General features: G+C 58.1%; 15 protein-coding genes and 1 tRNA gene. 7 read left to right on the top strand and 9 right to left on the bottom strand.

Going from position 1 to position 19,294, the window contains the following annotated elements:
* Window positions 1-48: 48 nt before the first annotated feature.
* The 5 genes from dapB to J2129_RS03230 are packed head-to-tail and all read right to left on the bottom strand — an operon-like array spanning window position 49 to window position 3,026.
* Window positions 49-810: a 4-hydroxy-tetrahydrodipicolinate reductase gene (gene dapB, locus J2129_RS03250; RefSeq protein WP_209629414.1), complete on the bottom strand. Its 762-nt coding sequence runs from the start codon at window positions 808-810 to the stop codon at window positions 49-51.
* Window positions 803-1,678 (bottom strand): 4-hydroxy-tetrahydrodipicolinate synthase, encoded by an 876-nt coding sequence (gene dapA, locus J2129_RS03245; RefSeq protein WP_209629409.1) that lies wholly within the window; start codon window positions 1,676-1,678, stop codon window positions 803-805. Before dapA ends, dapB begins: the two co-directional genes overlap by 8 nt.
* Window positions 1,679-1,687: 9 nt before the next feature.
* Window positions 1,688-1,882 (bottom strand): 30S ribosomal protein S17e, encoded by a 195-nt coding sequence (locus tag J2129_RS03240; RefSeq protein ID WP_209629408.1) that lies wholly within the window; start codon window positions 1,880-1,882, stop codon window positions 1,688-1,690.
* Window positions 1,873-2,445, bottom strand: a complete 573-nt coding sequence (locus J2129_RS03235) for a thiamine-phosphate synthase family protein (protein ID WP_209629407.1) — start codon at window positions 2,443-2,445, stop codon at window positions 1,873-1,875. Before J2129_RS03235 ends, J2129_RS03240 begins: the two co-directional genes overlap by 10 nt.
* A 32-nt stretch (window positions 2,446-2,477) precedes the next feature.
* Window positions 2,478-3,026, bottom strand: a complete 549-nt coding sequence (locus tag J2129_RS03230; protein ID WP_209629406.1) for an HDIG domain-containing metalloprotein — start codon at window positions 3,024-3,026, stop codon at window positions 2,478-2,480.
* 85 nt (window positions 3,027-3,111) lie between these two features.
* On the opposite strand from J2129_RS03230, the gene J2129_RS03225 reads away from it, so the two are divergent.
* Entirely contained in the window at window positions 3,112-3,309 is a 198-nt protein-coding gene (locus J2129_RS03225) for a hypothetical protein (RefSeq protein WP_209629405.1), read from the top strand.
* Between the two features lie 1,777 nt (window positions 3,310-5,086).
* Here J2129_RS03225 and J2129_RS03220 read toward each other — a convergent pair.
* Together J2129_RS03220 and J2129_RS03215 are read right to left on the bottom strand one after the other, a co-directional pair.
* Window positions 5,087-6,091: a DNA primase large subunit PriL gene (locus J2129_RS03220; RefSeq protein ID WP_209629404.1), complete on the bottom strand. Its 1,005-nt coding sequence runs from the start codon at window positions 6,089-6,091 to the stop codon at window positions 5,087-5,089.
* Window positions 6,091-6,834, bottom strand: coding sequence for a DNA polymerase sliding clamp (locus tag J2129_RS03215; RefSeq protein ID WP_209629403.1), 744 nt, complete (start codon window positions 6,832-6,834; stop codon window positions 6,091-6,093). Before J2129_RS03215 ends, J2129_RS03220 begins: the two co-directional genes overlap by 1 nt.
* A gap of 99 nt (window positions 6,835-6,933) precedes the next feature.
* Here J2129_RS03215 and J2129_RS03210 point away from each other — a divergent pair, with 99 nt between their 5' ends.
* The 6 genes from J2129_RS03210 (at window position 6,934) to J2129_RS03185 (ending at window position 12,474) form a co-directional block, all read left to right on the top strand.
* Entirely contained in the window at window positions 6,934-7,533 is a 600-nt protein-coding gene (locus J2129_RS03210) for an RlmE family RNA methyltransferase (RefSeq protein WP_209629402.1), read from the top strand.
* Window positions 7,523-8,401, top strand: a complete 879-nt coding sequence (gene moaA / locus J2129_RS03205; protein WP_209629401.1) for a GTP 3',8-cyclase MoaA — start codon at window positions 7,523-7,525, stop codon at window positions 8,399-8,401. Before J2129_RS03210 ends, moaA begins: the two co-directional genes overlap by 11 nt.
* Window positions 8,402-9,848: 1,447 nt before the next feature.
* Window positions 9,849-10,364 carry a hypothetical protein gene (locus J2129_RS03200; RefSeq protein WP_209629400.1) on the top strand — a complete coding sequence of 172 codons (516 nt, stop codon included), beginning with the start codon at window positions 9,849-9,851 and terminating at the stop codon, window positions 10,362-10,364.
* Window positions 10,365-10,379: 15 nt separating this feature from the next.
* Window positions 10,380-11,552: a M20/M25/M40 family metallo-hydrolase gene (locus tag J2129_RS03195; RefSeq protein ID WP_209629399.1), complete on the top strand. Its 1,173-nt coding sequence runs from the start codon at window positions 10,380-10,382 to the stop codon at window positions 11,550-11,552.
* A 219-nt stretch (window positions 11,553-11,771) separates the two neighbouring features.
* Window positions 11,772-12,308, top strand: a complete 537-nt coding sequence (locus J2129_RS03190; RefSeq protein ID WP_209629398.1) for a hypothetical protein — start codon at window positions 11,772-11,774, stop codon at window positions 12,306-12,308.
* 94 nt (window positions 12,309-12,402) lie between these two features.
* A tRNA-Arg gene (locus tag J2129_RS03185) sits at window positions 12,403-12,474 on the top strand.
* A 537-nt stretch (window positions 12,475-13,011) separates the two neighbouring features.
* Here J2129_RS03185 and J2129_RS03180 read toward each other — a convergent pair.
* Together J2129_RS03180 and J2129_RS03175 are read right to left on the bottom strand one after the other, a co-directional pair.
* Window positions 13,012-13,839: a hypothetical protein gene (locus J2129_RS03180; RefSeq protein WP_209629397.1), complete on the bottom strand. Its 828-nt coding sequence runs from the start codon at window positions 13,837-13,839 to the stop codon at window positions 13,012-13,014.
* 1,505 nt (window positions 13,840-15,344) lie between these two features.
* Entirely contained in the window at window positions 15,345-19,208 is a 3,864-nt protein-coding gene (locus tag J2129_RS03175; RefSeq protein ID WP_245320846.1) for a PAS domain S-box protein, read from the bottom strand.
* Window positions 19,209-19,294: the final 86 nt, after the last annotated feature.

Raw genomic sequence — 19,294 nt, 5'->3', positions numbered from 1 at the left:
TATATCTTCACAAAAAGCAGAGAAATAGATTTCGATGGGTCTGTCAGGTCAGAGCCCCAGGACATCGTCCATCGAATAGATCCCCGGGCCCTTTCCCTGTACCCAGGCGGCGGCGCGTACGGCCCCGCTCGCGAAGACTGCGCGGTCATAGGCACGGTGCGAGAGTTCGATCGTCTCGTAGTTCCCGGCAAAGAGTACCGAATGATCGCCGACGATATCCCCGCCCCTGACCACGTGGACGCCGATCTCGTTCTCCCGCTCCTTCATCCCTTCACGCCCGTAGACATGGGGACGAGAACCGAGTTCTTCATCCAGGATCTCAAGGATCGTCTTTGCCGTCCCGCTCGGTGCGTCCTTCTTGTAGCGGTGGTGGGCTTCGGTCACTTCCACGTCGTAGCCCTCGCAGAGGAGGCGCGCCGCCTCGCGGATCAGTTTCCAGAAGATGTTGACCCCGACACTGTAATTGCTGGAGATGACTGCAGGGACATGCCCCTCGATGGCGGTCCTGATCTCCTCGCGCTGTTCTGGCGAGAACCCGGTCGTCCCGACGACCAGGGCCACCCCATGCGAGGCGGCGACCTTGATGTTCTCGACCGAGGCGCTCGCCACCGTGAAGTCGATGAGCACGTCCGGGCGCACCTCGTCAAGGTACTCCCCGATCTTTCCGGCCTCGACGACCGGCACTCCATAAAATGAGCCCTCCCTGATATCGACCCCGCCGACGAGGTCGAGGGCAGGGGACTCCGAGACCAGGCGCCCGATGATCATGCCCATCCGACCGAGGGCGCCACAGACGACGACCTTAGTCATAATACTTCAGCACCTCCTTGAGCGCCGCGGTCTTCCCGGCATCGAGGTCGTCGAGTGGGAGACGGACCGGCCCTGCAGCCATCCCGCGCAGCCCTACCGCCGTCTTCACCGGGATGGGGTTGGTCTCGATGAACATCCCCCTGAAGAGCGGCGAGAGTTCGTAATGGATCTTCCTTGCCGTGGCCAGGTCGCCTTTCCTGACGGCGTCGTACATCGCGACCATCTGCGCGGGTTCAAGGTTGGCGGCGACCGAGATGACCCCTGCCCCGCCGAGGGCGAGGATAGGGAGCGTGAGGGCATCGTCGCCCGAGAGAACAGCAAAGTCCTTGTCCTGCGTCCCCTCGATGATCATGGAGACCTGCTCCAGGTCGCCACTCGCCTCCTTGACGCCGACGATATTGGGGTGGTCGGCCAGTTCGACGATCAGGTCGGGCTTGAGGTTCTGCCCGGTCCGTCCTGGGACATTGTACATGACGACCGGGATGTCCAGGTCGGCCAGGGCGGTGAAGTGTTTGACCAGGCCAGAGCGGTTCGGTTTGTTGTAATACGGGCTGATGACCAGGGCACCGTCTGCTCCCAGGTCTTTCGCCGCCTTCGTAAACCGCACCGCTTCAGCGGTGTTATTCGATCCTGTCCCGGCAAGCACCGGGATTTTTCCGTCAGCAGCCTCCACCGCAACCCCGATCACCTGCTCGTGTTCCTCGAAGGTGAGAGTCGCGGACTCGCCAGTCGAACCGCAGGGGACGATCCCGTGAACCCCTTCCTGAATCAAATATGCGATATTTGATCTGAGGCCCTCAAGGTCGAGCGCGCGGTCAGGCGTCTGAGAAAAAGGAGTAATAATCGCTGGATAAACTCCCTCGAACATGAGTAGGAGTTATGCTGATGTCTTTTTAGTGTTTTGCTTCCTTGTGATGTATCCAGCGACGCGGTTCCTGACACACTTGGACTCTATGACGGCCACTTCAGCGACGACCTGCTTGTTCTCCTCGAAATCGCCGGAGAAGCGGCCGGTGTGGGCTCTCATCAGATCTGTCGCGAAGTGTTTGATATATGTCGGTTTTATTCCCATTCGCACCTATCCCTCAATTTTGTATCTTTAATGCGTCCTGACAGTTTAAGAATATTGTGCGCGACTTCCATGGGGTCCTCGCCCAGCACGCGGATCATCGGTTCCTTGCCCACTGCCCCGCGGTCATAGATGATGTCGGGCACGCCGGTCTTGCAGCAGGAGGCGACCCCCCAGTCCATCGTCTTGATCCCCGGCGGTTCCTGTGCGCGCTCGAAATACCTGATGTCGAGCATCATCTCCACGAGTTCGTCGACGAGGACGTCGGCATACCTTATGTTTGCGGCCGCCCTGACCCGCCGGTCAAAGCGCATCGCAGTCAGGACGATCCTGGCCACATGGTCGCTTGCCCCAAAGGCGACCACGCCGACCGGGTGGACCCGGTCGGCGAGCCTGACGATCCGGCCTTCGACCGCGGCGACGTCGGCGGGTTCCCGCGCCTTCTCCATGGCATAGACGATGTTGGTCCCGACCTCAGGAATGAGGGCGGGGTCCATCTCCTCTTTAAGGAGTTCGACCGCCTCGGCGAGGTGCCTGAGCACCTGATCGCGTTCATCTCCGGTCATAGCAGATCTCGTCGTCATGTACCGGCATAATCCTACCGCAGGCCGAGTTCCTCCTTGCGCCCGGCAAGTGCATCGATGGCGATCTGGTAGAAGGCGGTCAGGTCCATGAGTGCTCCGACTGCGGCGATCCGTTCCCGCGCGCACCCGGCGGCAAAGGTCTTGTCCTTCAACTTCTTCCTGATGGTCTTTGGCGTGACGGTGGTGACGGCCCCGCCTTTGACCAGAGCACACGCGATGACGAAGCCGCTGATGCTGTCTGCCGACTGGAGGGCGAGGTCGAGGGGTTGAGTGTAGGGTCCAAAGAGCGTATGGTTGTGCTGTTCCACCGCCTGACAGACCTCTTCGGGAAGTCCTTCTTCCCTGAGGATCCGGGCGCCCTCTGGACCGTGGCGGCTCATGTCTTCGCCGATGATCTCGAAGTCGATGTCGTGGAGGATCCCGATCCTCTCCCAGAGGTCGGCGTCCTCGCCGAGGGCTTCGGCAAGCCCTCGCATCACTGCGGCGGTGGCGATGCAGTGTCTGGTGAGCGACTCTGAGGTGACGTACTGGCCCAGGAGGGCGAGTGCATGGTCTCGGTCCATAGGGAATTGATGGACCCGGACCCCGCAAAAGGATGACGCCCTGTCAGGAGAAGAGAAATAGGGGGACGGCAAAACAGGTGAGTATATGGACGCGCGTGTACTTGATGTGCTGACCGGGGTCGTAAGCCTGTTGCTCTTTGTCGTGCTCCTCGTCGCCCTGCCAGGGGTGGTCCCCCAGGAGATGCAGCCAGAAGGGACCGGGCTTGCTTATATCGCTGCCTTTGTCATCTTCCTGATTGCGATGAGCGGTTCGGGGTATATCATCAAAGAAAAAATCAACTGAATTGTCTGTCCTGGCGAACGCTTTCTTTTTTGTGGTTCTGTAGAATCATGCATGAACCCCTGGCTCACGCATATGTGATGAACATGATCATGGGTCTCCAGGGGGTGTGGACCCGTGCTCCCCCTTTCGCGTGGGACATCACAGGGGACCACCACTTCGTTGTCGCTCCCGGCGCGAGATCACAGGAAAAACTCTACGATGAGTCATCACGCTTTCCTCCACTTTCGCCGGGGGCGAGTGCCGCCCGGGCCCAGGGGATGAAGAGAGAGTTGGAAGGCAGAGTGATGATCGTGAAGATGGGATGCGGACCCCCGACGCTCTTCATCAGCGGGGGGGGCCGGGGGGTGCAACCGCCCGGCCCTGAGAGAGAGCAAGAGAATTTTTTCTGGCAAGTAGATCCTTCACCTCCACCGGGAGACGAGTGCCCCCGGACCCCCCGCGATGGTGAGTGGTCGGGGACCGAAGAGCGGTGGACCAAGTGTGGGCGATCTTTTTTCTTCGGGCGGTGTGTGTCTTCTGGTCTTCAACCATGTCTCCCGCGAGCGGACAGGGAGGCCTCTGGATCGACGCCGCCGCCCCTGACTGACCTCTTCACCTTCGCACCTTCGCGCCTGGTTCGCACCCGGCGGGCGCGAAGATGGCGGCCTGGAAAAAACCTCAGTCCTGACGGGATTTTGGTACAGGAGTACAGAGAGAGAAGTGTGTACAGTTCCCCCTGGAATTTTGCATACGATCCAGAGAACACCCGGCACCCGTGGTGGCCGGGTGTAGGGGGGGAACGTACAAATGAAGGGGGGAAACCTGGCACACATGCCAGGTTGACTGATCAGACGCGGCATATGCGTTTTTTTCCAGGTGCGAACCAGGTGCGAAGAAAAAAATGACTCTCCATGGGGCGGAAAGGGTCCATCTCTCTGAGGTAATCCCAGAACTCTCCTGCTTCCCTCTCGAGGCCTTCGCCTCTTCGTAGCGCACACATGCATCCATGGTCTTCCCCCATCTTCTCACCCCTGACCCCCCACTGATGAAGATAGGGCCGGGAAGACACCATCAATGACCATGGAGAGCGTAGTGCCGTCCGCCACCAATCGCTCGCGCGGAGGGTGCGGGACGGCCACCCCCCTGCAGAGAGAGTCATCAAGAGGTTTTCTACAGAGCCAATCCTGAAGATCATCTCTCCGAAGATGTGGGAAGGCACGTTGATCAGACGTGCCGCCCGCACCGTAGGATCTTTCCTGCCGTCTCGCGCCGGGGGGGGTGGACCCCCACGACACGGAGAGGCAGGGGGGCAATGAAGTAGTGTTTCCCTGTGGTCTCATTGCTCAGAAGGAGGAACACAAATCAGTGCACGACTCGGAGACCAACAGTCATTTTCAATTGCGTATACCTGAGCCCGAGGTTCATGCCCGTTTTTAATTAGCCATTTTTTCGGCTCTGTAAAATCCCTCATCTCTTGTGTGGATGAGACGTGTGTCACCCGCCTTCCGACCCCTTTGGCCGGGGGCGAGTGCCGCCCGGACCCCCGGGACCACGATAGGGTCGGGAAGGCAGAATCGATGACCATCAAGAGAGTGCTGCCGTCCCCGACAGAGAGATTCATCAAGAGGATTTCTACAGAGCCATTTTTTCGTGAGTTTCCCCACGTTGTTTCTCGTCTTCGTATCCTGGGTACATGAGTGTCAAAATACTGGTACACGTGAGCATACTCACGTCTCTCAGATTGAAGAGGGAAATGTAAGAAGAAAAAAATAGTGTCTGGCCCTGGTGCGACGACCGATTATTCTTTCTTGTGGCTTTCCTGCTGTCGCTTCTTGCGCCGGTAGTACGAGAGAGGGTGGCTCACCATCTCGCAGAGAATATCCTTGTGGACACAGAGCCCATAGGTCCGCATCGTTGCGCACGAGGGCGCAGTATACTCGGTCCCTGACCTGCCCGAGATATGCTCGACCTGGTAGAGTGTCATCGAGAGGTCGAAGTCGGGAGCGCGCTGGAAGACCTCGGTGATCTGGGTCGTCGAGAGCCCGATGTTATTGAGAAAGGCCGTGAGAGCGAACCGCCCCATATGCGAGAGGTTGGTCCCGGCGGTGACGGCGTTGATGAGGGCGGCGATGCAGGGCGGAAACGAGGTCTCGTCCACCTCACCGAACTCTTCAAGCGTCTTCTCCCTCAGGGCGGCGGTGAGTTCGTCGACCGAGGGCTTGAGCGTATCACAGAGCGATGCCGGGACCGCAAGCGGGAGGTCTCTTCCGACGACGACGCGGATCCGCTCGCGCAGCAGTTCGGTGATCTCGATAGGACCGATGGCAACCGCACCCTCGCACACCTCCCTGTTGACAAGTCTCCAGCGGTCGTCGCGGAGACGGGAGATGAGTTCTACATAGGTCGTGACCGGAATGGCGCGCGCCTCAAGGTCGATCCCGAGGCTCTCGGCGACATAGGCCCTGAGCACAGGCTCCTCGTCCTGAAGCGCCGCGGCGGCGCGGGTGGCCTCGTACCTTGCCAGCCTGTCGGCCATCATCCGGTCCTGGGTACAGGAGACAAGGACACGGGCGACGGCATAAGAAAAGATGGATACCTCAGAGAGGGGCTCTGGCTCCTCCTGACCAGGGGAGTCAGGGAAGAGCGCCGCCTTCACGCGGGCCACCGCATGCGGCAGGACGATCTTTCCTACCTGACTCTCCAGGAAGGTGTCGATGGACCCGGTCCTGTCACTGGCAAATATCTGGGCTTCCTCTAAAAAGGGATATCGTGCCAGGTCCTTCAGGTCCAGGTCGACGCCCATCAATCGGCCTCTATCCGCGGGGCAAGGAGGTACTCGATGTGGCCGCCCCCGTCGGCCAGGTCGAAGATGAAACGCGCCGGGTGGTCGACGCCGATCTCGGCCCTGACCTTCTCGGCGCGTGCCATGACCTTGCCCATGTCCTTGAGATAGTCAAGGGAGAAGAGGGAGCGCACCTCTGCCGCCCTGAGATCAATGACCTGGTCGCGCCCGAGTTCGAGCCTGATGTGGTCGGTGTCGCCTTCGGCCATCATGTAGAAAGTCTCGGTCGCCTCCTCGATCCCGAGGGCGATCTTGTCGGAGATGACATCGGCGGCCTTGATCGCCGAAGAAAGGGCGTTGCCTTCCAGTTCGACCATGCCAGGAAGTTCGATGGCGGGGGGATTGGGGTCCTTCCTGATGGTGTTGACGTCAAGGAGGGTGACCGAATACTGGTAACTCCCAAAAGAGAGCTCAAGTTTGTGGCTCCCCTCAGCGAGGTTGAGCGTGAGGAGGTCGCCTTTCGACATCATCCCGAGGATGCTCTTCATCTTTGCGATATCGATCCCAAGTTCTTCAGGGGCGGCCTCATAGGTCTCAAAGGCATCGGTGCCAAGTTCGAGAGAGACCATGGCGACATTTGCGGTATCGACCGCGCATGTCCTGATCCCGGTATCGTCGACGTGGAGGCGGCATTCGGTCACGAGCGCGGCCACCGCGTCGATCGACTCCCTGAAGGTATCTGCATCAATCGTTGCTTTTAACATTACAAACCCCTTATATGACTCTTTATACATTATATCATGATATTTTTTATTCTATCTGGTACCGCAACAGGGCGCTGAAAATATCGCGGAGAGAAGGCAATGACTTCACAGTGGACACAGGACAAATATCATAAAAAGGCGCTGAAAGAGGGTTTCAGGGCACGTGCGGCGTATAAACTGACAGAGATCCAGAAGCGTTTCTCGATCATTCGAGATGACGACAATGTCGTCGACCTCGGGGCCGCGCCGGGGAGCTGGCTACAGGTGCTGCAGGCGCTTACCCACGGTCGGATCATCGGGGTGGACCTCAACCCGATCGCCCCGATGGAAGGCGTCACGACTGTAGTCGGGGACTTTACCACTCCCGAGGTCCAGGAGGAGGTCAGGGAACTCGCTGGCGGCGTGGTCTCAGTCGTCACCTGCGATGCAGCCCCAAAACTCTCCGGGGCAACGAGTTACGACCAGGCGCGGGCCATCGCCCTAGGAGAGGACGCCCTCGGATTTGCTGTCACGCTCCTCAAAGAGGGAGGGAACTTCCTGTGCAAGTCTTTCCAGGGCGAAGACTTTCCAGAGTTCTATGCCGAAGTGAAGAAGCATTTCCGGTCAGTGCGCACGTACCGGCCTCACGCCTCCAGGCGGGGGAGTCGAGAGGTATATATCATTGCAAAGAACTTCAAGAGGAGTGGCGATGATGCTTGAGGACAATTTCGGCAGGAAGGTGACCAACCTCCGCCTCAGTATTACTCCCAGGTGCAACCTGGACTGTTTCTACTGCCATGCCGAGGGCGAGGTGCAACCGCGCGAAGAACTCTCGCTTGAGGAGATCCAGGAAATCCTGGAGGTCGGGGCAAAGTTCGGGATCAGGAGCGTGAAACTTACCGGCGGGGAGCCTCTGGTCAGGAAGGATATTCTTGATATCGTCAGGGCGGTCCCTGACGGGATCGAGGTCTCGCTCACCACCAACGGCACGCTCCTCGAAGGACTCGCCCACGACCTCAAGGAGGCGGGGCTCTCGCGGGTGAATGTGAGCCTCGACACTCTTAAGCCAGAGCGCTACCAGGCCATCACCAAAAAGGATCTGCTGGACAAGGTGGTGAGGGGTATCAAGGCCGCGGTGGACGCCGGACTTACTCCAGTGAAGTTGAACATGGTCCTCCTCAAGGACATCAACGAGGACGAGGTCGACGACTTCTTTGCCTTTGTCAGGGGTAACCACGACCTCATCCTTCAGGTGATCGAGATGATGGAGTTCAACGAGTGCACCCTGCACGGGGATGTGGACGGCCTGGAGAAGAAGATCGCGAAGAACTCAAAGGAGATTCTCACCAGGCGGATGCACCACCGGAAAAAATATTGTCTGAATGGTGCGGAGATCGAGGTGGTCAGGCCTCTCCATAACACCGAGTTCTGTGCCTACTGCAACCGCCTGCGGGTCACCTCTGACGGCTACCTGAAGCCCTGTCTCCTGCGGACCGACAACCACGTCGACATCAGGGGCAAGCATGGGAAGGAACTTGAAGATCTCTTCGTGAAGGCAGTGCAGATCAGGGAACCGTTCTTTAAGTGACCGGGTCCGGTCCCTTCTCTTCTTTTTCTTATTTCGGCTCTGTAAAAATGCTCTGGATGGCTCTCTCTACGGAGGATTGTCGTCTCGATCGCGCCGGGGGTGCACCCCCTCACCAGAGAGATTCATCAAGAGAATTTACCATGAAAATAAATGATCTCGAAGATCCCCTCTATAGGTTTGAATAAGGATTTTATCACACTGAGGCTCCTCATGACTGATATGCAGAGGGCAGAAACATCGTCCGAATGATCAGCCCTTCGCCTTCCCGGCCCTCTCTTCATCCCGGGGGTCCGGGGGCAGAGCCCCTGGCGCAAGCCTGTGGGAAGGCACGTCGATCAGATCGGCCGCCCTCAGCACAGAACCTTCACTGATGTCTCGCGCCGGGGGTTGCACCCCCTGACCCCCCACGACGAAGAAAGAGGTGGGGGCGGCAATGAAGTGGTGGTCCCATGTGGGTCCTGCTCTGAAGAGGGAGTAAGGATTCATAACCCAGAGACCACCAAGAATTTTTCATCGCGTATGCGTGAGCCCGGCGTTCACGCATATGGGATGAACATGATCGTGGGTCTCCAGGGTATGTGGACCCGTGCCTCCCCCTGTAGTGCAGGAAACCGCGGGGGATCCCCACTCGCCTGTGACGCCCCCCCTCTCCTCTGTCTGGGGGTACACTCCCGGACCCCGGGGAGGAAGATAGAACGGGGGAGGCAGAATGCCGATCATGCTAAAGGCATCTCTGTGGCATCTCTGTAATCTGCATTTCATCTTCAACGAGATCGGGATGGTTCAAATTCTCATAAAAACCCAAAGAGCGCATCATAAGGATCATTTTCATTGAGATCATCCCAAAACTCTCCTGCCCTCCCCCACCCAGAAGAGAGCAGTATAGATAGTGAGGGAATCCACCCCTTTTCGTTGCTGATCCATACATGCATTCATGCCTTCCCACACCACCGCGCCGGGGGCGCTGCCCCCTGACCCCAGGGAGGAAGATAGGGGCGGGAAGGCAGAACAGATGACCGTGAAGAGCGCACTGCCATCCTCCGCCTATCTTCGGGTGGAGGGACCGGGGGGCGGCACGCACCCCCGCAATGGCGATTGGTCAAGGACTGCAGACAGAGGGATATCGTGAGGATTATTCTGCCACCGCTCCGACTGCCTGACGTTCTCGACCAATCTTCATAGCATGGGAGTTCATGGGCCAGAGGTATGAACCCCTCTGTCGAGCGTTCAAGGAGGACAAATACTGTTGTGGTGCCAGCAGGTATGCTCCTCCCATCACCTGGGGGTTGTACCCTCAGGCCCCCACCACACGACAGGGAAACGTCACCGTCTTCAATCCTCTCTTCTGCAGGGGACCGGGCGGCTCTACAGGGCCGATGTTTCTGCGTCTATTCGCGGTTCCTGCCAGTATGCAATGGTATATAGGATGAACAAGTAAACAAAGTGTATGAACGAACTCTTCGAGGATGAATATTTCAGGGTTTTAGTGAAGTATTATGAGAAATCTCTGATCCTGGAGGACCCAAGCGACTTCCACCCGGTACTCTCGTTCTATTTCTTCGACGCACTCGCGCATATCGAGCACACGCTGTGCACCTATGCCATCAACTACCAGGCACCAAAGAACATGATGCACCAGGAATATATGCGCTGGCGGCTTGACGAAGAAAAGAAGGGTGACCGCCCGCTTTTCCCGGGCTTTGTCAGGTGGCTCAAGGCCAACCACCCGGAGAAGTTCAAGAAACTCCCGATGCTCTGGAGGGGGATCTATGACGCGGACAATCCGGCAAGTTACCGGAGTTTCAGGATCGTCCTCGACCCTGACAGCAAGCGACCGGTGCCTGCGGCTTTCTTTGCCGATGCAGTCAACGAGTTCTTCTCTCGTGAGTTTTTCAACGGTATCTACACCGACGGCTCACTCGGGAAACTCTTTGAAGAATATAAATCAAGCGTAAGCGCCTGAAGAGGGACCAACGACATGGGTGTCGCGGATCTCTGCACAGACCTGGTGCGACTCAGGAGCGAAAACCCCCCAGGGGAGACGCAGGAGGTCGCCGAGTACATCCATGCCTACCTTGCAGAGATCGGGATCGAGAGCTCGGTCGTCTCCAGGGACGGACGGCGGTGCAACCTCATCACCAGGCACCCTCGCCCGCACCTTCTCCTCTGCGGACACCTCGATGTCGTCCCGGCTCTCGCAGACGGGTGGCGCCACCCCCCCTTCAGTGGGGCAGAAGAGGACGGGTGCATCTGGGGGCGGGGGAGCAGCGATATGAAGGGCGGGTGCGCCGCCCTGCTCACCGCGCTCAGGCGTGCCGTCGACGCAGGTATGGAACCGCCGGTGGAGGTGGTCTTTGTCTGCGATGAGGAGACTGGCGGGTGCTATGGGATCGAGTATCTCCTGGCCAAGAAGATGCTCAGGCCATGCGATACTCTCATCGCAGAACCGACCCCTCCGCTTTCCCCATGCATCGGGCAGAAAGGTCTTGCACGGGTTTCTCTTTCATTTTCAGGGGAACCTGGCCACAGCTCCCTGTACCCGGCCATCGGAAAGAGCGCGGTGATGGAGGCGCACGAGGTCGTCGAATATCTCAAGATGCTTCACGGCCGTGAGTATCCGGTGAGCACAGAGATGGAGACGATCATCTCGCGCTCCTCAAAGGTGCTGGAGAACCTCTTCGGGCTCCAGGGCCTGGACCATGTGCTCAGCCGCGTCATGTTCAACCCTGGCGTCGTCAGGGGAGGAGAGAAAGCAAATATCGTGGCCGAACACTGTGACCTGGACCTGGACCTGCGGATCCCGTGGGGATGCACGGCCAGCGAGATCGTCTCTGAGATCGCAGACCAGGCGCCGTCGGCAGCGATGCAGGTGACCGCCGTCTCAGACCCGTCCTGCACCTCGCCGACAGCGCGGGTGACCGAACGGGTCTGTGCCGAGATCAGGCGCGTCTATGGTGAAGACCCGGTCCCGATCTTCCAGTGGGCGGCAAGTGACGCACGCCACCTCAGGATGGCCGGGTTCCCGGCGGTGGAGTACGGGCCCGGCGAGGTGACGACGATCCATGGGGTCAATGAACGTGTCCGCATCGACTCGCTCATCTGTGCTGAAGAGATATTTTATGGGATAATTTCTGAATATTCCCGATCATGACCTGAAACGGCAGGGAGAAATGTTCATTACTTTGTCTCTTTCGCTGATATCAAGCATATATACTCTTGCCTCTGCCATGGCTATAAAATCATATATACCGAGAGATGGTATTCATTCGTGATGAAACTCCCATACATTCTCCTCCCTCTTTTCCTCTGTATGGCCATGTTGGCCGCAGGATGTGCCGAGGAAATTCCGTCTGGTGATTCCGGGTCTCCTATGCAGGAGGACGGGACGGCAGTCGATCCAGATGATAACTCTTCGGGCGCGGTCATGGACAGCAACCATGTCGCGGAGGCGACGCCGTACCCGATCAAGACCAACCCCACACTTCGGCCAGGTGCGTCTGCCACGCCGGCGCGGACGGCGCAGCACGAGTACCCGGTGGTCCTCCATGAAAAATTGAACAACACCCCATCGTTCTCAAAGGCCTGGACCATCGAAGTCCCCTATCCGCCAATGATAGTCGAGGCCGAGGTTATACCAGAGATCGAGAGCAGAAAGGTGCTGGTAACCCATGGGTCCAAAGAAAAATGGGAGACTGTGACCAGACCGAGCGCGAACAGCAGACTCTCGATCACGATCAGGGACGAAGACGGCAACATCGTGAAGGAAGATGGGTTTGGGGGTCTCTATTCATCAGTCAAAGAGAAAAAAGTGAAAATCCTGAGCCCTGGCACTTATCTCCTCGATCTCCGTGGCGGCCATGTGGAAGTAGACCTGACAGTCAAGGTCGGGAACACGGTTGAAGAATAGAGGGGGCGCTCCGGGGTCCACCCGCCCCTCTCCTCACGGGCGAGGGGAATGAATATATGGGATGAACTCCAATTTTATTAAGCACGCTTCCAGTGTCCCGGTAGGGTAGTGGATATCCTAGAAGCCTGCGGAGCTTTTGACCCGGGTTCAAGTCCCGGCCGGGGCGTCTTCATTTTTGTGCACGTTTTTTGATTTTTAAGGGTTTTGAAGGTCAGTCGAGACTCTTGTTCTGTCCCGTAAAATGAGCCATGTAGAAGAATTCGGCATAGGCGAGATCACGCCTCATGCATAGGAGATGGAAATTTCCTGGTGTTGGGGCTCTGTAAAACCCCTCATAGATCTGTCAGAGTACCCTTCTTGATCACGTGCCTTCCCGCTTCAGATCGCGCCTGGGGGCACCGCCGGACCCCCCGGAAAGAGGACATGTGGGTGCAGCAATGAGGCGGAGATCTCACAAAGTGCCCTGTTCTGAAGAGGCAAGCACAGGTCCACACACCCCCGAGACCCACGATCATGTTCAATCGCGTATGCGTGAACCAGGGGTTCATGCCTGATTCTACAGGGCCGAAGAAAAGGACCAGAGGAGGAGGACCGCGACCAGGGGGGCCAAAGACCGGCCCGGGATCCACCCGGGACACATCCTCATGCAGTTATGTATGCGTGAGACATGCCCCTGACCCACGCATGATTGAACTCTTTCGCTTCATCCAAGAATGCGCCGTAATTCGCGCGCATACTCGCTGTTTTTCCTGCTCTTGGGCAGGGTCTGGTAGACCTCAAGGGCCCGTTCATAGCGCTGAGAGGTATAATAATCGTCCATGGTCTCAAACCTCGGGTCGCCATGGAAGGGCACCGGCATACCAATGCACCGAGGGATACAGAGGACCGCAAGAGCGTCCCGTTCCTCTGGCGACCCGACGGCGACCACTTTGCCGTGCATGTAGAAGGCCTCGACCGGCACAGAACGCGCATCGATCCCGGCGTCACACCGCCAGTACTTCTCCCCTGATGCCCCGACCCTCTTCATCCTCTCTTTGAGCAACCAGATCTGTTTTTCATACTCTCCAGACTCGATATATGCCTGGACCTCCAGTAAGTCCACCTGCTCATCAGTGGCCAGCACCCTCAGCCCGTCGGTCGGCCGCCTGGTCACCTGGATCTCGTTGCGGCATTTCGGGCACTTTTTCTTTTTGAGGGGCTTGCTCTTCAGGTGCGTGTTGCAGTACGGACAGATCGCCTCGACATTGCCGACCGGCGCCATATCCTGAGGAGTCTCTGCGACGATCTCATCGATCACCCCGTCATAGTCCACCTGCGTCGCGGGATCGGCAGGGTTCCCCGCCGCCCGCCCAGGGACCTGAGGCGCCTGCGCTCGTGCAGATGCCGCAAACTGTTTGAAGGCCTCGGTCTCTTCAAGAGGGACTTCAGGTTCAGCTCCCCCGCCATGGGCGCGGGCGATCAGTTCTTGCGAGAGGGCCTTGATGACATCGTCCTGGGCGGGTGCTGCAGGGGTGTCTTCCCTGGCGGTCATATCTTCCCACCCCTGTTGCTTCTGTTGTCTGGCATATGCCGCCTCCCTGCGGCGTGCCTTGCCGGATTTTCCAAAGAGATCATGGAACAGACCCACATGAATCACAGCCTGGCGGGGAGAGCAGTGGTCTGAAAACTCTGTCCAGGCAGAACTCGCCTGGCCGTGAGGATCTGCCCGGGGACGCACCCGGTTGTACATGTCCCATGCATCATGATGGGGCAGCCGTCCTCACGCTCTCTTCCTGTTACCTCCACCGTCATTGCCATGGCCTATTCACTTCTATAATATACGTTCAACGTCATAAATTCATTTCCATATGCGCTATAATGAATAATAGAGCGCAGTCAGAACCCTTCACATTTTACGAAGGATTGAATAGAATGAAGGTTCTGGAGGATTTATAAGAATCCCATCCTTGTAGAAGGATTCCCATGTTCTTCATAGTCCCCCATGTAGAGACAGGCCAGGCGCCTGCCCCCGCCATCATACGCCTCAGGGCGCGACTCCCCCAAACCCCCACGAAGAAGAGTGGGGCAGGAAGGCAGAACCAACGCGCTTGAAGAGGGGAGTACGTACCATTCTCGATTCTTCCACCTGGATTTTACCGCGCAGGTGTCCTGATACGTTATGGGGTTTTACCGTTCCACGTCTCTTCATGAGGAGCCCAGAGGGGAAATCTAAAAGAGAGCATATCCCAGAACCCTCTTGAGGTGAACACCCCTTCAAACCAAAGTGCTTCCTCTCAGAGATTACTATGAAAATGATCCAGAGGATCGCCCCTCTGGGTTTCCATAATGATTTGAATCCACCAAACGCCGTCTGGACTGATACGAAGATTTCGGATACATCTTCCGAATGATCAGGCCTCTGCCTTCCCTACCCTATCTTCGTCGTGGGGGGGGTCCGGGAGCAGGGGTCCCGACATGATGGTGTGGGAAGGCGTGATGATCCGACGTGCCGCCCTGATCATAGAATCTTCCCTGCCATCTCGCGCCGGGGGAAACCCCCCCGGAACCCCCCACGACAAAGATAGGTGGGGGCGGCGATGAAACACGATCCCCCCCCGGTTCTCCTCTTTTGAAAAGAGAGAGAGAGAGAGAGAGAGAGCACGTGACGAGAAATTTTCATCATGTATGCTTGAACCCCACGTTCATGCCCGATTCTACACTCTCTCCCCCACCAGGGGGCGTGCCACCCCCCCAGACCTCCCGCAGATGAAGACTGGCGGAGGGTCTCGTCCTGTCTTCCATGATTTTTATTCTCCGCCTTCTCGTGCCTTTCTTCATCCCGGGGATCCAGGGGCAGTGCCCCTGATGGGAGGGCGGGGGAAGGCGAAAAATCCATGGATGCGCAATGAAAATGCAGGGCTCTCTTCATCATCATTCATCACGCTCATCAGCGGGGAGGAGGGCAGGTTTGGGATGACCTCGGAGACAATATGGCCGAGGACCCACCTGGAATCCTGATACAGAGGAGGAACACATCCCCACACCGTTCAATCCCCTTCATCCCTTTCTATAAAACCGGTACGCCCTCTTCGGGACCGTGATCTCGAAACGTGCGCCTTCCCCAGGTATGCCGGTCTCCCTGATCGCAAACCTGGTGATGGCGAGGATCTCGCGGGAGAGGTACAGCCCGAGCCCGGTGTTCTTATAATACTCTCTCCTGAAGATCCCCTCTTTGAATTCTTCAGGTATCCCGACGCCGTCGTCCTCGCAGAGAATAATGAGTTTTTCCCCCTCCTCAACACAGGAGAACCTTACCCTCGTCACTTTTTCTCCATATCTGAGGGCATTGTCCACCAGATTGAAAAAGACCTTCTCAAGGAGCGGATCGGCATAGACCTCAAGCCCCTCGAACTCGATCAGGAGGGACACCGCCTCCAGGTCAAGGGCCCGCACGCTCCTCGTGATGACCCGGCGCACCTCCTGCCACCCTGGGGCCGCGACCCCGATCTCCTGGTAGTCGCGCGTGAACTCGATCTGGCGACGTATCGACTCGGCGGCCATCTCCTCTTTTTCAATATACTCGAGCAGGGTCGGATCGGTCGTCTCCATCTTCGCAAGTTCGAGAAAGCCGTGGAGCACCGTAAGCTGATTGAGGATATCATGCCTCGTGATGCTGGAGAGGAGTTTGAGTTTTTTGTTCGCCGTCCTGACCGCCATCTCCGCGATCTTTCGTTCGGTGATATCGCGTGCGACCAGGATGACCGAATCCTCGGTCATCGGGGAGATCACCGCGGCAAACCAGACCTCCCGTCCCTCGATGGGCAGACTGTACTCAAGAGTCACCGGCACCCCGCACTCCAGTGCCTCTCGTATCCTGTCAAGAATGATCCCGGCCTGCGGACCAGGGAAGACCTCGGCGACGGTCTTCCCGACCAACTCGTCACCCGGCCTGTACAGAAGTGCCGGATTGGTCGGGGCGATCTTCTGGCACCGCCCCTCTCCATCATAGACGATGACGACATCGGTCATACTTGCAAACAGCGCTCTCAACTCTGCCTCTGAAGTGTTCCGCTCCTCTTCTACCTGAGTACGCGTGAGATATTGCCCGATCCGCTGGGAGATCGTGATGAGAAGATCGTGTTCCTCCTGCAAGAACGGCCCTTCATCGCGTTCAGGCCACTCCTCCAGGTACGCCACCTCGATCCTGCCGATCGCCTCCCTGTCGGCCACAATGGATCGTTCCTGCATCCACTCAGTCGTCCTGAATGAACCGGTCTGGTAGACCTCTCCTTCTATGGCGATCCGCACCGCCGTGACCTCAGGGTACTGCCAGGCCTGGGGGACCACCGCCACGATCCTGTGCATCACCTCCTCGACCGTGGCCCCTGGGTCGACCAGGATGTTTGAGATCGCATACAGACACCGCAACTCCTTGACCCGCTCATTCAGGTCGTGAGTTCTTCTCTTCAGCGCCTCCTCAGATTCTTTACGCGAGGTGATGTCGCGGATACCCTCGATCGCCCCGGTCATCTCCCCGGCCTCGTCGTAGAGGGGGGCGGCAAATACCTTCTGGACCACCTCTCTCCCTTGCGGCCGCGCCTCGGCGGTCTCGGCGATGAGAAAATCACCGTGCCTCTCGATCTCACGGTAGCCCCTTGCGTCCAGTTTCTCAGGGGAGGCGGTGAGGAGGTCGAGGAGGAGCGGGCGCCGGTCGCCGTAAAGCGGGACGGAATAGGCGCGGCCACCCTTTCCCAGGATCTCCACCGCCGCCACCCCGGTCATCTCCTCGATCGCCCGGTTCCACGCGATCACCTTCCCTTCGGTATCGACGGCGAAGAGGGCGTCAGGCATGAAATCGATGAGGTCTGCAAGACGCCGTGCCTCTTCTCCTTTTTTTCGGCCCGTGATATCCATCACCGCCACAATCCCCTGGAGAGTCTCCGGGACCATCGCCACCGAGATGATCACGTCCTTCACCGTCCCTGTCCTATTCCTGAGATGGCACTCATAGACCTCAGGTGCACGCCCTGGATCGGTCCTGCGCACCCGATGATATTCGGCGACCATCTCGAGGTCGTCCTCGGACGCCACAAAGTCCCGCCAGCTCATGCGGCCCTCTACCTCTTCCCTGGTATACCCGCTGAGCCTCTCGAACTCCTGGTTCACCAGGGAGATGGTGGTGTCTTCCTCGACGATGATCACCGGGCTCCCGCTGTTCTCAAAGAGGGTGCGGTATTTTACCTCTGAAGCTTTGAGGGCCTCTTCGGTCCGTCTCTGTTCGGTGATATCTTCAAGAGTCTCGACGGCCCCGATGACCCGACCCCTCGTATCCCTGAGCGGGGCCGCGGTGAAATAGAGCCAGGTGCCCTCCTCGCCCATCTCAGGAAAGAAGTCGGTGCCCTCAAAGGCACCCTCCACAAACCTCGACCTCGAGTACTTCCCGCCGTACCATGCCGAGAGTGCCACCTTGTCAGGCACCCTGTCGATGAGCAGGTCTGCCAGGCACTGGCGCTCCTCAGGATAGAATGCCTTCCAGTGCTCCCTGGTGCCGACGATCTCCACGGCCCTGATCCCACTGTACGCCTCCAGCGCCTCGTTCCAGTATGCCACCCTGTGGTCACTGTCGAGGACGAACTGCGGGATCGGAGAGCCCTGGACGATGGCGTTGAGGCGTGCATCTTCGGCCTGCTTATACTCGGTGATGTCCCTGAGCGACTCGATTGCCCCGATGATCTCCCCCTGGTCGTTGTACAGGGGCGAGGCTTTCCCCCAGAGATAGGCCCCGCGCCCGCCTGCAAGGAGGGGGAGATACATCCCGGCCACGACCGTATCCCCGTCCCGTTCGAGATCGTGGTATCTTGGCCCGAACTCCGCGTCAGGTTCCTGGACCAGGTCGATGAGGATCGGCATGGCCTCTCCATAGAAGGGGACGGCATAGGCATACTCTCCCTTGCCAAGCATCTCCTCCTTTTTCACGCCGCTCATCTCTTCCATGGCCCGATTCCAGGCGATGACCCTCCGTTCGGTATCGATGACAAAGGTGGCGTCTGGGAGAAAGTCGATGATGTCCAGAAGTTTCTGGCGTGCGGCTTCCCGTTCCTCTTCGGCCTGTTTCCGCCCGGTGACGTCGCGGATCGACTCGATCGCCCCGACGATCCTACCCTTTGTATCATAGAGCGGGGAGGCGATGAACCAGAGGTAGGCCCCCCTCCCCCCATACAGTCGGGGCACGAAAAATTCTGAAATAAGTTTGTCCCCCTCTTGTATGACCTGATGATAGGTGTTCGTGGACTCGCCTTCCTCTGCGAGAACCTGATCGATGAGGAGCGGGCGACTTTCTCCGTAGAAGGGGACGGCGTACCTGAAGTCGTCGACCCCAAGGATCTCGTCCGACTTCACACCGGTCATCTCCTCCATGGCCTGGTTCCATGCGATGACCTTTCCATCGAGGTCGATGGCGAAGGTGGCGTCAGGGAGAAAGTTGATCACGTCGGCCATCCGCTGCCTGGACTCGTGGAGTTCGTCCATCGTTCGTTTCCGCTCGATCGCAAGGGTGATCTTGTGCTCAAGTTCGACGAACTGCGAGACCGGGTCTCCGCCTTTCTGGAGATAAAAATCGGCCCCATGGTTCAGGGCCTCGATCACCACCTCTTCCCTCCCTCGTCCGGTGAAGAGGATGAATGGGAGGTCGCCGTAGGTGGCGCGGATATATTTGAGAAATTCGATGCCGTCCATCTGGGGCATCTGGAAGTCCGAGATGATGCCGTCGTACCGGTGTGAGTGGAGTTTTTCGATCGCCTCTGCGGCCGAAGATGCAGTCTCGACCGCGAGGGTTCCAGAACGCTCCAGGAAGAGCGTGCCGATCTCGAGGAGTCCTGGTTCGTCATCGACGTAGAGGACGGAGAACATCTTCTTCTTCATGTCGGTCACTGGATATAACCGCTGTGATCGCGAAAAGAGATCATGATGGCGGGTTAGTGTCTCCGTCTCTTCTGATCGTGAATAGG

It is taken from the genome of Methanofollis sp. W23 (assembly GCF_017875325.1).
GTDB lineage: Archaea > Halobacteriota > Methanomicrobia > Methanomicrobiales > Methanofollaceae > Methanofollis.
Note: the sequence above shows the minus strand (reverse complement) of the source record. Positions and strands in the feature narration are given on the sequence as shown.

Bases quoted from the DNA above. Each gene is read 5' to 3' on its own strand.
- dapB (WP_209629414.1), bottom strand. From the start codon at position 810: ATGACTAAGGTCGTCGTCTGTGGCGCCCTCGGTCGGATGGGCATGATC.
- dapA (WP_209629409.1), bottom strand. From the start codon at position 1,678: ATGTTCGAGGGAGTTTATCCAGCGATTATTACTCCTTTTTCTCAGACG.
- J2129_RS03240 (WP_209629408.1), bottom strand. From the start codon at position 1,882: ATGGGAATAAAACCGACATATATCAAACACTTCGCGACAGATCTGATG.
- J2129_RS03235 (WP_209629407.1), bottom strand. From the start codon at position 2,445: ATGACCGGAGATGAACGCGATCAGGTGCTCAGGCACCTCGCCGAGGCG.
- J2129_RS03230 (WP_209629406.1), bottom strand. From the start codon at position 3,026: ATGGACCGAGACCATGCACTCGCCCTCCTGGGCCAGTACGTCACCTCA.
- J2129_RS03225 (WP_209629405.1), top strand. From the start codon at position 3,112: ATGGACGCGCGTGTACTTGATGTGCTGACCGGGGTCGTAAGCCTGTTG.
- J2129_RS03220 (WP_209629404.1), bottom strand. From the start codon at position 6,091: ATGGGCGTCGACCTGGACCTGAAGGACCTGGCACGATATCCCTTTTTA.
- J2129_RS03215 (WP_209629403.1), bottom strand. From the start codon at position 6,834: ATGTTAAAAGCAACGATTGATGCAGATACCTTCAGGGAGTCGATCGAC.
- J2129_RS03210 (WP_209629402.1), top strand. From the start codon at position 6,934: ATGACTTCACAGTGGACACAGGACAAATATCATAAAAAGGCGCTGAAA.
- moaA (WP_209629401.1), top strand. From the start codon at position 7,523: ATGATGCTTGAGGACAATTTCGGCAGGAAGGTGACCAACCTCCGCCTC.
- J2129_RS03200 (WP_209629400.1), top strand. From the start codon at position 9,849: ATGAACGAACTCTTCGAGGATGAATATTTCAGGGTTTTAGTGAAGTAT.
- J2129_RS03195 (WP_209629399.1), top strand. From the start codon at position 10,380: ATGGGTGTCGCGGATCTCTGCACAGACCTGGTGCGACTCAGGAGCGAA.
- J2129_RS03190 (WP_209629398.1), top strand. From the start codon at position 11,772: ATGCAGGAGGACGGGACGGCAGTCGATCCAGATGATAACTCTTCGGGC.
- J2129_RS03180 (WP_209629397.1), bottom strand. From the start codon at position 13,839: ATGACCGCCAGGGAAGACACCCCTGCAGCACCCGCCCAGGACGATGTC.
- J2129_RS03175 (WP_245320846.1), bottom strand. From the start codon at position 19,208: ATGAAGAAGAAGATGTTCTCCGTCCTCTACGTCGATGACGAACCAGGA.